The sequence below is a fragment of the Terrabacter sp. Soil810 genome (assembly GCF_001429645.1).
Classification (GTDB): domain Bacteria; phylum Actinomycetota; class Actinomycetes; order Actinomycetales; family Dermatophilaceae; genus Terrabacter.
The window spans coordinates 238,895-250,351 of record NZ_LMSW01000003.1; the positions used below are offsets into that span (position 1 = coordinate 238,895).

Consider the following 11,457-nt stretch of genomic DNA (forward strand, 5'->3'; position numbering starts at 1 on the left):
AAGTAAGGTACTGACATGACGGTTAGTCCCACCCTGCGTCGGCACTTCCCCGACGGCGTCTTCTCGTCCGACTGCCCCAGCCGCATCGTGCTCGACCACGTCACGAGCAAGTGGGGCACGCTCGTCATCCTCGCCCTCGCCGAGGGCGAGCCGCTGCGGTGGAGCGAGCTGCGCCGTCGCGCCGAAGGTGTGAGCGAGAAGATGCTCGCCCAGACCCTGCGCATGCTCGAGGCCGACGGGCTCGTCCACCGCGACGCCCGGCCCGTCGTCCCGCCGCACGTCGAGTACTCCCTCACCGCGCGAGGCAGCGACCTCGCCGAGCGGATGGTGCCGCTCATGGACTGGATCGCCGACCACGCCCCGGCGATCGTCGGCGACGCCGAGGCGTCGGCCGCTACACGTTGAGGCGGTAGCCCCGTCGCACGACCGTCTGGACGAGATGGCGGTCGGGCAGCGCCGAGCGCAGGCGGCTCACCGCCATGTCGAGCGCGTGCTCGTTCTCGGCCTCGGGCAGCTCGTCGAGCAGCCGCTCGCGACTCAGCACCGCGCCCGGCTCGGACATGAGGGCCGCGAGCATCGCGCGCGGCCCGCGAGCCAGGGTGACCGTCTCCCCGCCGAACGTCACGACCCGACCGTGCACGACGAGCGGCCCGAGCGCGGTCTGCACCTCGGCGACACCGTTGAGCGTCAGGTGCTCGATGACAGTGCGGATGAGCGCCCCCATCCGGAAGCGGTCGGGCACGATCGGCGTGACCCCGAGGTCGAGCAGCGGCGCAGCCGTCACGGGCCCGACAGCGGCCGCCGTGACCCCGCACCGCATGGCATCGACGAGCACGCCGTCCATGCCGAGCTGCGCTGCGGCAGAGACGAGTCCGTCGACCGCGGGCGCCGACGTGAACGTGACGACGTCGACCTCACGCGCCGCGACCGCCGCGACGAGACGTCCGAGCCGGCTCTCGTCCGTCGGCCGCACCCAGCGGTAGGGCGCCACCGTCAGCACCGTCGCCCCGGCTGAACGCAGCCGCTCGAGCTGCTCGACGTCCTCGTGGCCGTGCAGCTGCACGGCGACGCGCCGCCCGACGACGCCGCCCTCGAGGGCCAGCCCCACGGTCGACGCGGTGCGCTCGTCGTCGGCGATGCCGTCGTCGTCGTGACCCGCCGCGCGGACGGCGCCGCGCGCCTTGGGCCCGCGGACGATGATGCGCGCGTGGTCGAGCGTGCGCGCCAGGTCCTCACCGAGCCCTGCCGCGTCCGCGGCCTCGACCCAGCGGCGGAAGCCGTACGCCGTCGTGACGATGACGACGTCGGGCCGGCTCTCGATGACGGCGCGGGTGTCGCCGATGAGGATCTCGTCCTCGTCGACGGGTGCGATGCGCACGGCCGGCGCGTGGAGCACCTCGGCACCACGGCGCACGAAGGCGTCGATGAGGTCGCCGGACCGCCGGTCCGAGGTGACGGCGATCCGGAAGCCGTCGAGCACCGGCCCCGTGGAGTCCACGCGGGCGGCGTCGGTGTCGGGACCCGTCAGCTCGGCAGACCAGGCCGTACGCGGGTGGCTCCGATCCGCGACACCTGCGGCCCGCGCTGGCGCGGCGGGCGCGGTGGGCGCGGCGGGCGCGGCGGGCGCGGCGGGCGCGGCCGCCGTGGCGGTCGGCTCGGTCGGCGCGGTGGGCTCGCTCACGCCACGACGCCCGTCGCGAGCCCGTCGAAGGACCCGGTCCCGACGCGGCGAGCCCACACGGCGGACTGGCGCACGACCTCGCCGACGACGATGACCGAGGGCGAGGCGGCGCCGGCCCGTGCCGCGAGGTCGGGCAGGGTGGCGAGGGTCCCGACGACGCTGCGCTGGTCGGGTGAGAAGCCGCGCTCCACGACCGCGGCGGGGGTGTCGGCGTCGAGCCCGGCTCGCGTCAGGGCCGTCGTCAGTGGGACGAGGTTGTGCATGCCCATGAGGAAGACGACCGTGCCCCCCAGCCCCGCCAGCGAGCGTGCCTGCTCCGGCTCGAGCGGGACGTGCCCCGAGACGACGGTGAAGACGTGGCTGACGCCGCGGTGGGTCACCGGTATGCCGGCACTCCCGGGCACGCCGACCGCGGACGAGATCCCCGGCACGACCGTCACCGGCAGCCCGGCCTCCACGGCGGCCGCGACCTCCTCGCCGCCACGTCCGAAGACGTAGGGGTCGCCACCCTTGAGCCGCACGACCGTGAGGCCGGCGAGCGCGCGCTGGACCATGAGGCGCTCGATCTCGTCCTGGGGCACGGCATGGTGTCCGGGTCGCTTGCCCACGTCGACCACCTCGGCCCCGGGCGCGAGTCGGGCGAGATCGCCCACCTCGGCGAGCCGGTCGGTGAGCACGACGTCGGCCTCCGCGAGGGCGCGGATCCCGGCGAGCGTGAGCAGCTCGAGACCCCCGGGACCCGCACCGACGAGGACGACCCGGCCCCGGGGCGCATCCGGGACCGGCTCGGTGACGACGGGGCACCGGCCCGCGAGCGAGTCGCGGACCGTGACCCACGTCGACGCCGGCCCGACGAGGACGGCGAGCCTCACGCGGGCGCACACCTGCGTGGTCACCTCACGCGGCGAGGCGGCCACGGTCACCACGGCCCCGGCTCGCTCGTGACGACGCACGACGGCGGCCGTGAGGCCCGGAGGCCCCACGACGAGCACGGGAAGTCCCGTCAGGTCGGTCTCGATCAGCACGGCGGCCTCCCGTCGCAGCTCGCGTTCCACGTCGGGTCCCACGGTAGGAAGCGCGTGTTTCGTCAGCGTTTCCGTCCCGCGATGGCCCGGTAACGACCGGCTCACCCGGTCGTACGCGTGCGGTGCGGTCGCGTGGACGCGTCCCCGCCGGGCCGGTCGGGGCGCCGGCGACCGTCGCGGACCTGACAGAGTGAGGCCATGACCAGCCCAGCGCCCGTGCTCGTGGCCGTGGCCCACGGCACGTCGTCGGCCGCCGGCCGGTCGGCGATCGGCAGCCTGGTCGCGGCGGTCGCCGCCCGGCGCCCGGATCTCACGGTCCGGGCGGCGTTCGTCGACGTGCAGCCACCGGACCCGGCCGCCGTGCTGTCCTCGTTGCAGGGCGACGCCCCCGCCCGGCTGGTGCCGCTGCTCCTCTCTGCGGGCTACCACGTCTACGTCGACCTGGCGGAGGCCGCCGACGCCGTGCCCGGCACGACCGTCGCCCCCGCTCTCGGGCCCGACGACCGACTCGCCGATCTGCTGCGCGACCGTCTCGTCGCTGCCGGCCTGCGTGACGACGACGTCGTGGTGCTCGGCGCCGCCGGGTCGTCGCAGTCCTCCGCGGTCGCCGACTGCGAACGCGTGGCCGCCGCTCTCGCGCGGATCTTCGAGCGCCCCGTCGTGGCGGGCTACCTCTCCGCCGCGCAGCCGACGCTGGCCGATGCCGTTGCGGCGCAGCGGATCCCGGGTCGGCGGGTCGTCGTCGCGACCTACCTGCTCGCCCCCGGGTTCTTCGCCGATCTCGCCGGCAGGTCCGGCGCCGACGTCGTCACTCCCCCGCTGCTGCTGCCCCACGAACCCGCACCCGACGCCCTCGTCGACGTCGTCGTCGAGCGCTACCTCAGCTGACGAACGCCCACGCGCCCCAGGCTGCGAACAAGCCGAGCGCGACGTTGGCGGCGACGTTGCCCACGGCGTCACGGCGCCGGTTCTCGAGCCACAGCTCCACGGTGTCGGCCGCCAGGGTCGACAGCGTCGACAGACCGCCGCAGAAGCCGCCGATGACGACGAGCGTCCACGTCGGGCCGAGCTCGACGCGGTCGGCGACGACGACCCCGCCGACGACCGATGCGACGACGTTCGCGGCGAGCACCCCGAAGGGCAGCGGGCGCTTCGACAGCGTGCGCACGAGCCACGTGCGCAGCAGCGCCCCGGTCGAGCCGGCCCCCACGGCGAGCACCCAGCCCCACCACGCGACCGAGCTCACGCGGTCTCCCGCTCGGCGGCGGTGAGCAGACCGCCCGACCACATGCCCAGCGCGGCCGCGGCCACCCCGAAGACGATGCTCGTCAGCAGGCCGAGCGCGACGGCATACCCCGGGGTGCCGTCGACGAAGGCGATGCTGAGCGCGGAGAAGGACGTCAGCGACCCGAGCCCGCCCGAGCCGAGCATCGAGCGCAGGCGGGGTTTCACGGGAAGGCGGACGAGCAGGCCGAGGAGGAACGCGCCGACGACGTTGATGACGCTGATGCGCGGGTCCCAACCGCCCCCGTGGTCGCCGCCCACCGTCAGGAGCAGCCGGAGCAGCGTGCCCACGGCGCCGCCGAGGGCCACTGCGAACGGGTGCATGCCGCCAGTCTCTCAGCCGGACCGCCGCGGCCCCGGGTGGCCCACGCCCGGGCGTGCCGCGGTGTCGTGCCAGCGGCGTGGCGCTCAGTGGATCGGCAGGCCCAGCCCGTGGGCGGCGGCGGCCGGCACACCCGCCGGCAGGAGCGGCCCGTAGGTGGCGTCCAGGGGCGCGACCGCCGCACCCGCACCGTCGACAGTGCCGATCCAGTGGCTCCCGCCCACCCCGTGCAGCGGCTGCGGCACGCCGGGCGTGACGAGCGGCCGCCCGCCGCCCGGTCCGCCGCCCGCCGGAGCGCCACCGCCGCCGACGTGGTGCCAACCACCCGACCCCGCGGACGTGCCGCTCGACCGGTGCTGGAGATCGGCGTTGTCGTGCAGGCGCCTGGACAGCCGGTCGAGCTCGGAGCTGATGCGGGTCAGGTCGTGCTCGACCCGGCGCCAGCGCTCGACGAGCTGTTGCAGGTCCGGGCCCTGCCACACGCGCTGCATCGCGGACACCGCACGCTGTCCGCGCGCACGGACGACGTCGACCTCGCGTCCGAACGACGCCATCCGACCCGCCGAGTCGCGCAGCGCGTCGACGTCAGCACCCTTCGAGAACACGGATCTCCCCTTCACCCCGGCAAACCGGGCTCATCCTCACCCGACGGCCGCGCCTCGTGCAACGCGGAGCCCTCCCCGGCGGCCCGGCATACTCGGAGCGTCCCACCCGCCGCCCGAGGAAGGTATGCCGCTGCGCCCGCCACGTCGCTACCTGACCCTCGCGTCGCCCGCCTCCGCCGAGCTCGAGGTCAAGCGCTCGCGCTTCGTCTGCGACCTGGCGCCCGCGGCGACGGAGGAGTCGGCGCGCGCCTTCGTCGACCAGGTGCGGGCGCGCAGCCGCGACGCCCGGCACCACTGCACGGCCTTCGTGCTCGGGCCCGACGGCGCGACCCTGCGCAGCAACGACGACGGGGAGCCCTCCGGGACGGCGGGTGCGCCGATGCTCGACGTGCTGCGCGGCCGCGGGCTCACCGACGTCGTGGCCGTCGTCACGCGATGGTTCGGCGGCACCCTGCTCGGCACCGGAGGCCTCATCCGGGCCTACGGCGACGCCGTCTCCACCGCCGTCGACGCCGCCACCGTGGCGACCTACGAGCTGCGCGAAGGACTGGTCGTGACCGTCACGGGCGCCGACGGGCCACGCCTCGAGAACGCGCTGCGCGGACACCCCGGCTGCGCCGTCACGTCGACCGCCTGGGGCGCCACGGGGCTCGTCCTCGGGCTCGCCGTCGAGCCGGGCACGCAGCACTCCGTCCGTGGCCTCGTCGGAGCCCTGACGTCTGGCGCCGGCAGCATCGCCGCCGGACCCCCGTCCTGGGTCGCGGTCCCGGCGGGCTGACCGGCCGGGACCCGCGTGAGAGCATGCCTGCATGGGCTTCCAGATCGCCAACGAACCAGCCGCTGACCAGGTCCTCGACGAGTACCCGTTCGCCGTCGTCGTCGGGATGATGCTCGACCAGCAGTACGGCATGGAGCACGCCTTCCGGGGCGGCTACAAGGTGCTGAGCCGCTTCGGCACGCTCGACCCCGCGGCGATCGCGGCCGCCGATCCCGAGGCCTTCAAGGCCACGGCAAGCACGCCGCCCGCGATCCACCGCTTTCCCGGCTCCATGGCCGCCCGCCTGCAGGAGCTCGCTGCCCTCGTCGAGAGCCGCTACGACGGTGACGTCACCCGGCTGTGGACCGAGGCGACCACCGGCAAGGAGCTCTTCGCTCGTGTCCAGGAGCTGCCGGGCTTCGGCAAGCAGAAGTCCCAGATCTTCGTGGCCCTGCTCGCCAAGCAGCTCGGCGTCCGTCCCGAGGGCTGGGAGGCCGTCGCCGGCGACTACGCGCTCGACGGCTACCGCTCGGTGGCCGACGTCGTCGACGCCGACTCACTCATCAAGGTGCGGGAGTACAAGCAGGCCAAGAAGGCCAGCGCCAAGGCAGCCCAGGACGCCTGACCCACCAGGCTTTTCGCACGTATGCCGCTGGGCTCGCTTCCACGAGAAGCGAGCCCAGCGGCATACGTGCTCTCAGGCAGCGCCTGACGAGGATCAGTCGGCGAGGAAGCCGAGCAGGTCAGCGCGCGTCAGCACACCGATCGGCTTGCCGTCCTCGACGACGAGGATCGCATCGGACTCCTCGAGCTCCTTGCGGGCCGCCGACACCGGCGAGCCGGCACCGACGAGGGGAAGGCCGTTCTCCATGTGCTTCTCGACGGAGTCGGCGAGGTGGGCCTGGCCGGTGAACAGCGCTGCCAGCAGGGCCCGCTCGCTGACAGAACCGGCGACCTCACCGGACATGACGGGCGGCTCGGCCTTGACGACCGGCATCTGCGAGACGCCGTACTCGCGCAGGATCTGCACCGCGTCGCGGATCGTCTCGTTGGGGTGCGTGTGCACGAGGGCCGGCATGTCGCCCGACTTGCCGTGCAGGACCGAGCCGACCGTGGCCTCGGTGTGGTCGTTGAGGAAGCCGTAGGAGTGCATCCACTCGTCGTTGAAGATCTTGCTCATGTAGCCGCGTCCGGAGTCGGGCAGCAGCACGACCATGACGGCGTCCTCGGGCAGGTCCTTCGCGGCGCGCAGGGCGGCGACGACGGCCATGCCGCACGACCCACCGACGAGCAGCCCCTCCTCGCGGGCGAGGCGGCGGGTCATCTCGAACGAGTCCGCGTCGCTGACGGCGATGACCTCGTCGACGACCGACGGGTCGTAGGCGCCGGGCCAGAAGTCCTCACCGACGCCCTCGACGAGGTACGGGCGGCCCGTGCCGCCGGAGTAGACCGAGCCCTCCGGGTCGGCGGCGATGATGCGCACCGCGCCGTCGCTGACCTCCTTGAGGTACTTGCCGGTGCCGCTGATCGTGCCGCCCGTGCCGGCGCCCGCCACGAAGTGCGTGACGCGGCCGTCGGTGTCGCGCCAGATCTCGGGACCGGTCGTCAGGTAGTGGCTGTTGGGGCCCTCGGGGTTGTAGTACTGGTTCGGTTTCCAGGCCCCGTCGATCTCGCGCACGAGCCGGTCGGAGACGGAGTAGTAGGAGTCGGGGTGCTCGGGCTCGACCGCGGTCGGGCAGACGACGACCTCGGCGCCGTAGGCCTTGAGCACGTCGCGCTTGTCCTGGCTCACCTTGTCGGGGCAGACGAACACGCAGTGGTAGCCACGGCGCTGAGCGACGAGGGCGAGACCGACGCCGGTGTTGCCGCTCGTCGGCTCGACGATGGTGCCACCCGGCTTGAGCAGGCCGTCGCGCTCGGCGGCCTCCACCATGCGCAGGGCGATGCGGTCCTTCACCGAGCCGCCGGGGTTGAAGTACTCGACCTTGGCCAGCACCGTGCACCTCACCCCCGCGTCCGCGACGACGGAGCCGAGCTTGACCAGGGGCGTGTTGCCGACGAGGTCGGCGACGTTCTCTGCGTACTTCACGCGCCCATCCTAGGAGGGCCGTCCCACGTGCCGAGACAGGCGGTGCCGCCCAGCAGCGGCAAACGGGGCACGGACGGTCCGGGTAGGGCGTTACCGTGGTGGACCCGGTCGAGCCGGCTCGACCACGACGAGGGAGGGGCTCCGGCATGGGGCGTGCACGACGCGCGCGCAAGATCGCCCAGGCGGCCGCCTACGGCGGCGGGATGGGCGTCGCCGGTCTCGGCGCGCTCGGAGCCCTCGGCTACGGCATCCTGCGCGGCGAGGCGATGATGGCCCGACGGATCGTGGGCCAGCCCTTCGAGGGAGCCCCGTCCGACAGCGGCACCTACGGCTCGGGCTCGGGCGTGCCCCTGCAGTTCCTCGTGCTCGGCGACTCGACCGGTGTGGGGATGGGCGCCGACCATCCGCACCAGACCATCGGCGCGACGATCGCCAGCGGCGTCGCGGCCTTCAGCGGCCGGCCGGTCGAGCTGACCAACGTCGCCGTCATCGGCGCCGAGTCCACCGGTCTCGACGAGCAGGTCGAGCGCGGTCTCGCCGCCGTCCCCGCGCCCGACGTCGCCGTCATCATGGTCGGTGCCAACGACGTGACCCACCGCATCGACAAGTCCATCGCCGTGCGCCACCTCGAGATGGCCGTCCACTGCCTCCGCGGGGCCGGGGCCGAGGTCGTCGTCGGCACCTGCCCCGACCTCGGCGCCATCCAGCCCCTGCCCCAGCCCCTGCGCCTGCTCGCGCGCCGCTGGTCCCGCGACCTCGCCGCGGCACAGACGGTCGCCGTCGTCGAGGCCGGCGGCCGTGCCGTGTCGATCGGCGACCTGCTCAGCGAGGCCTTCTCGGCCGAGCCGCACGTGATGTTCAGCAAGGACCGCTTCCACCCGAGCCCGGCCGGCTACGCGCGCGTCGCGGCGGCCCTGCTCCCGACCGTCAGCGCGGCGCTCGACCTCTTCGGCGAGGGGCGCACCCCGATCCAGCCCAACCTCCGCCGCGGCGAGAGCGTCGGCCCGCTGGCGGTCGCGGCGACCCGCGCCGTCACGCAGCCGGGCACGGAGGTGGCCCCCGCCGAGGTCGGCGGGCAGGCCCGGGGCGCCCACGGGCGCTGGGCCGTGCTGCTGCACCGCATTCGTCCGGCCGTGCCCCTGCCGGCGTCGGGAGGAACGCGTGAGGTGCCCGCCGACGCGCCCGGGTCGGGTCCGGGGACGACCGGGACGGCCTACGCCCTCGGTGAGGCGGACCCGCTGCGGGCGGGCGACTCCGGCGACTACGGCAGCTCCGGCGAATCGGACGGGCGGCCCTCGGACGGACGCGCCGAGGACCCCGTCCTGCGCTGACCCCGGCACCCGGGGACCGGGGACGGCGAAGGGGCCGCCCGCTGGTGCGGACGGCCCCTTCGTGCTGCTTACGGAATCAGCTGATCTTCATGATCTGGCTCGCCTCCGGAGCCTTGATCCCCAGGTCGGCGTTCCACTGGGAGAAGTCGAGCTGGCCGGGGCTGTCCGTGGAGCCGGTGAAGCGCACGACCTCGTTCTTGTCCTTGGAGACGTAGAGCGCCCCCTCGGCCTTGCCCTTCTTGTCGGTGAGCACCCAGCAGTCCACGCCGCCGACGTTCTCGCTCGCGACGTCGGTGGCCAGCTGCTCCGGCGTGACCGCACCGAAGGCCTTCTGGAGGAAGCTCTTGAGGCTGAGGCTCTCGGTCATCGAACCGGCCGAGGACGGCGCCTTGATGAACTTGTCGCCGGCCTTCTGCACGGACGCCGGGGCGCCCTGCTTCTTCCAGAAGGTCTCGTCGCCCTGGATGTAGACGGCGTCGCCGACGGAGATGACGCGAGCCTTGCCGTCGCCCTCCATCTCGATGGCGATGTCGGCGGTCTTGCCGTCGCTCGTGCCCTTGAAGTCGATCTTGATCGTCTTGCCGCTCTGGTCGACCTGGCCGACGAAGGCGCCCGACGTGGCGGCCAGCGCGTTGGTCTTGGCCTTGTCGAGGATGTCGGAGGCCTCGGGGGTGTCGCCGGCGGGGGTCGACGTCGAGCTCGTCGAGGCGGCGGGCGTGGACGAGCTGGAACCGGCGGAGCCGCTGGTGGGCGTCTCGGACTTCGAGCACGCGGCTGCGCCGAGGCTGATCGCGATCGCGCCGGACACGGCGACGACGCGGGTCGTGAAGGTCTTCATGGTGGGCGTGCCCCCTGATCGTCGGAGGGTCCGGTGTGGGTGTCCGGACCGGGTCGGCGCGGACGGCGCCGACAACTGCCCCACCCTATCGGCGAGACGCACGTCATGGCCGACGGCCTGTCCAACCGGTGCGAGGACGTCCTACCATCGTGGGGACTGAGCAAGCGCTTAGTCGCCCGTCGCACCGCCGCGCGGGCTGTCGATGCTGCACCAGGAGATCCCCCGTGACCGAAGCCGTCATCGTCTCGACCGCCCGCTCGCCGTTCGGCCGGGCCTTCAAGGGCTCGCTCAAGGAGGTCCGTCCCGACGACCTCGCCGCCACGGTCATCCAGGCCGCGCTCGACAAGGTGCCCGCGCTCGACAAGCGCCTCGTCGAGGACCTCTACCTCGGCTGCGCCGAGCCCTCGGGCCGGCACGGCTCCAACATGGCCAAGGTCGTCGCCACGTTGCTCGACCTCGACGCGACACCCGCTGCCACGATCAACCGCTTCTGCGCCTCCTCGGCCCAGACGACCCGGATGGCCTTCCACGCGATCAAGGCCGGCGAGGGCGACATCTTCGTGTCGGCCGGCGTCGAGTGCGTCTCGCAGTACACCGACTGGGCCGGTGCCGGCGGCGCCAAGGAGGACCAGCAGAACGGCCGCTTCACCGAGGCCCAGGCCCGCACCAAGCGGATCGCCGAGACCAACGAGACGTGGACCGACCCGCGCGAGGAGGGCCTGCTCCCCGACATCTACATCGCGATGGGCCAGACGGCCGAGAACGTCGCGACGGCCTACGGCATCTCCCGTGAGCGTCAGGACGAGTGGGGTGTCACCTCGCAGAACCGCGCCGAGGCCGCCATCGGCCGGGGCTTCTTCGACTGGGAGATCACGCCGGTCACGACCCCCGACGGCACCGTCGTCACCAAGGACGACGGCCCCCGCGCCGGCGTGACGCTCGAGGCCGTGCAGGGCCTGAACCCCGTCTTCCGCCAGCAGGGCACCGTGACCGCCGGCAACTGCTGCCCCCTCAACGACGGCGCCGCGGCGCTCGTCATCATGAGCGACACCAAGGCCAGGGAGCTCGGGCTCGAGCCGCTGGCGCGCGTCGTCTCGACGGCCGCGACCGGCCTCTCCCCCGAGATCATGGGCCTCGGCCCGGTCGACGCGACCAACCTCGCCCTCAAGCGTGCGGGCCTGTCGATCGGCGACATCGACCTCTACGAGATCAACGAGGCCTTCGCCGCCCAGGTCATCGGCTCGGCCGACCAGATCGGGATGGACTACGACAAGCTCAACGTCAACGGCGGCGCCATCGCCATCGGCCACCCGTTCGGTGCGACCGGCGCGCGCATCACCGGCACCCTGGTCAACGCGCTGCGCGAGCGCGACGGCCAGTTCGGCCTCGAGACGATGTGCGTCGGCGGCGGCCAGGGTATGGCCGTCATCTTCGAGCGCCTCAGCTGAGGAGCCCACTCGCCTAGATGTACTGACCCGACAGGTTGGTCAATCGGGTGATGGGTGGATTGTTCCCGCAGGCGGTG

13 protein-coding genes are annotated in these 11,457 nt (G+C 73.4%); 6 read left to right on the top strand and 7 right to left on the bottom strand.

Going from position 1 to position 11,457, the window contains the following annotated elements:
- Window positions 1–15 precede the first annotated feature (15 nt).
- Window positions 16–405: a helix-turn-helix domain-containing protein gene (locus tag ASG96_RS05080; protein WP_057587031.1), complete on the top strand. Its 390-nt coding sequence runs from the start codon at window positions 16–18 to the stop codon at window positions 403–405.
- Here ASG96_RS05080 and ASG96_RS05085 read toward each other — a convergent pair.
- Both ASG96_RS05085 and cobA read right to left on the bottom strand, forming a co-directional pair.
- Window positions 395–1,528, bottom strand: a complete 1,134-nt coding sequence (locus ASG96_RS05085) for a uroporphyrinogen-III synthase (protein ID WP_057587080.1) — start codon at window positions 1,526–1,528, stop codon at window positions 395–397. The two genes, ASG96_RS05080 and ASG96_RS05085, sit on opposite strands and share 11 nt — an antisense overlap.
- 149 nt (window positions 1,529–1,677) lie before the next feature.
- Window positions 1,678–2,748: a uroporphyrinogen-III C-methyltransferase gene (cobA, locus tag ASG96_RS05090; protein WP_057587032.1), complete on the bottom strand. Its 1,071-nt coding sequence runs from the start codon at window positions 2,746–2,748 to the stop codon at window positions 1,678–1,680.
- A 156-nt stretch (window positions 2,749–2,904) separates the two neighbouring features.
- Between cobA and ASG96_RS05095 the strand changes: the two genes are divergently transcribed.
- Window positions 2,905–3,594: a sirohydrochlorin chelatase gene (locus ASG96_RS05095; protein WP_056760568.1), complete on the top strand. Its 690-nt coding sequence runs from the start codon at window positions 2,905–2,907 to the stop codon at window positions 3,592–3,594.
- Here the strand turns inward: ASG96_RS05095 and ASG96_RS05100 are convergent.
- From ASG96_RS05100 to ASG96_RS23100, 3 genes are all read right to left on the bottom strand, one after another.
- Window positions 3,587–3,952, bottom strand: a complete 366-nt coding sequence (locus tag ASG96_RS05100) for a CrcB family protein (RefSeq protein ID WP_056760566.1) — start codon at window positions 3,950–3,952, stop codon at window positions 3,587–3,589. The two genes, ASG96_RS05095 and ASG96_RS05100, sit on opposite strands and share 8 nt — an antisense overlap.
- Window positions 3,949–4,314: a CrcB family protein gene (locus tag ASG96_RS05105; RefSeq protein WP_056760562.1), complete on the bottom strand. Its 366-nt coding sequence runs from the start codon at window positions 4,312–4,314 to the stop codon at window positions 3,949–3,951. Before ASG96_RS05105 ends, ASG96_RS05100 begins: the two co-directional genes overlap by 4 nt.
- Before the next feature lie 84 nt (window positions 4,315–4,398).
- Window positions 4,399–4,917, bottom strand: a complete 519-nt coding sequence (locus tag ASG96_RS23100) for a WXG100 family type VII secretion target (RefSeq protein ID WP_056760559.1) — start codon at window positions 4,915–4,917, stop codon at window positions 4,399–4,401.
- A 124-nt stretch (window positions 4,918–5,041) separates the two neighbouring features.
- Between ASG96_RS23100 and ASG96_RS05115 the strand changes: the two genes are divergently transcribed.
- On the top strand, window positions 5,042–5,695 hold the full coding sequence (locus tag ASG96_RS05115) for a YigZ family protein (RefSeq protein ID WP_057587034.1): 654 nt from the start codon (window positions 5,042–5,044) through the stop codon (window positions 5,693–5,695).
- 31 nt (window positions 5,696–5,726) lie between these two features.
- The gene (locus ASG96_RS05120; RefSeq protein WP_057587040.1) at window positions 5,727–6,299 is read left to right on the top strand and encodes an HhH-GPD-type base excision DNA repair protein; all 573 of its coding nucleotides are present in this window, start codon (window positions 5,727–5,729) and stop codon (window positions 6,297–6,299) included.
- Window positions 6,300–6,392: 93 nt separating this feature from the next.
- Here ASG96_RS05120 and ASG96_RS05125 read toward each other — a convergent pair whose 3' ends face one another.
- Entirely contained in the window at window positions 6,393–7,763 is a 1,371-nt protein-coding gene (locus ASG96_RS05125; RefSeq protein WP_056760551.1) for a cystathionine beta-synthase, read from the bottom strand.
- Window positions 7,764–7,909: 146 nt separating this feature from the next.
- Here ASG96_RS05125 and ASG96_RS05130 point away from each other — a divergent pair, with 146 nt between their 5' ends.
- Window positions 7,910–9,094, top strand: a complete 1,185-nt coding sequence (locus ASG96_RS05130) for an SGNH/GDSL hydrolase family protein (protein WP_057587042.1) — start codon at window positions 7,910–7,912, stop codon at window positions 9,092–9,094.
- Between the two features lie 76 nt (window positions 9,095–9,170).
- Here the strand turns inward: ASG96_RS05130 and ASG96_RS05135 are convergent, their stop codons facing one another.
- A complete protein-coding gene (locus ASG96_RS05135; protein WP_057587044.1) occupies window positions 9,171–9,932 on the bottom strand; it encodes a hypothetical protein in 762 nt (253 codons plus the stop codon).
- A gap of 224 nt (window positions 9,933–10,156) precedes the next feature.
- Here ASG96_RS05135 and ASG96_RS05140 point away from each other — a divergent pair, with 224 nt between their 5' ends.
- The gene (locus tag ASG96_RS05140; protein ID WP_056760544.1) at window positions 10,157–11,380 is read left to right on the top strand and encodes an acetyl-CoA C-acetyltransferase; all 1,224 of its coding nucleotides are present in this window, start codon (window positions 10,157–10,159) and stop codon (window positions 11,378–11,380) included.
- Window positions 11,381–11,457: the final 77 nt, after the last annotated feature.

Coding starts and splice junctions, on each gene's coding strand:
- ASG96_RS05080 (WP_057587031.1), top strand. CDS start 16: ATGACGGTTAGTCCCACCCTGCGTCGGCACTTCCCCGACGGCGTCTTC.
- ASG96_RS05095 (WP_056760568.1), top strand. CDS start 2,905: ATGACCAGCCCAGCGCCCGTGCTCGTGGCCGTGGCCCACGGCACGTCG.
- ASG96_RS05105 (WP_056760562.1), bottom strand. CDS start 4,314: ATGCACCCGTTCGCAGTGGCCCTCGGCGGCGCCGTGGGCACGCTGCTC.
- ASG96_RS05115 (WP_057587034.1), top strand. CDS start 5,042: ATGCCGCTGCGCCCGCCACGTCGCTACCTGACCCTCGCGTCGCCCGCC.
- ASG96_RS05120 (WP_057587040.1), top strand. CDS start 5,727: ATGGGCTTCCAGATCGCCAACGAACCAGCCGCTGACCAGGTCCTCGAC.
- ASG96_RS05130 (WP_057587042.1), top strand. CDS start 7,910: ATGGGGCGTGCACGACGCGCGCGCAAGATCGCCCAGGCGGCCGCCTAC.
- ASG96_RS05135 (WP_057587044.1), bottom strand. CDS start 9,932: ATGAAGACCTTCACGACCCGCGTCGTCGCCGTGTCCGGCGCGATCGCG.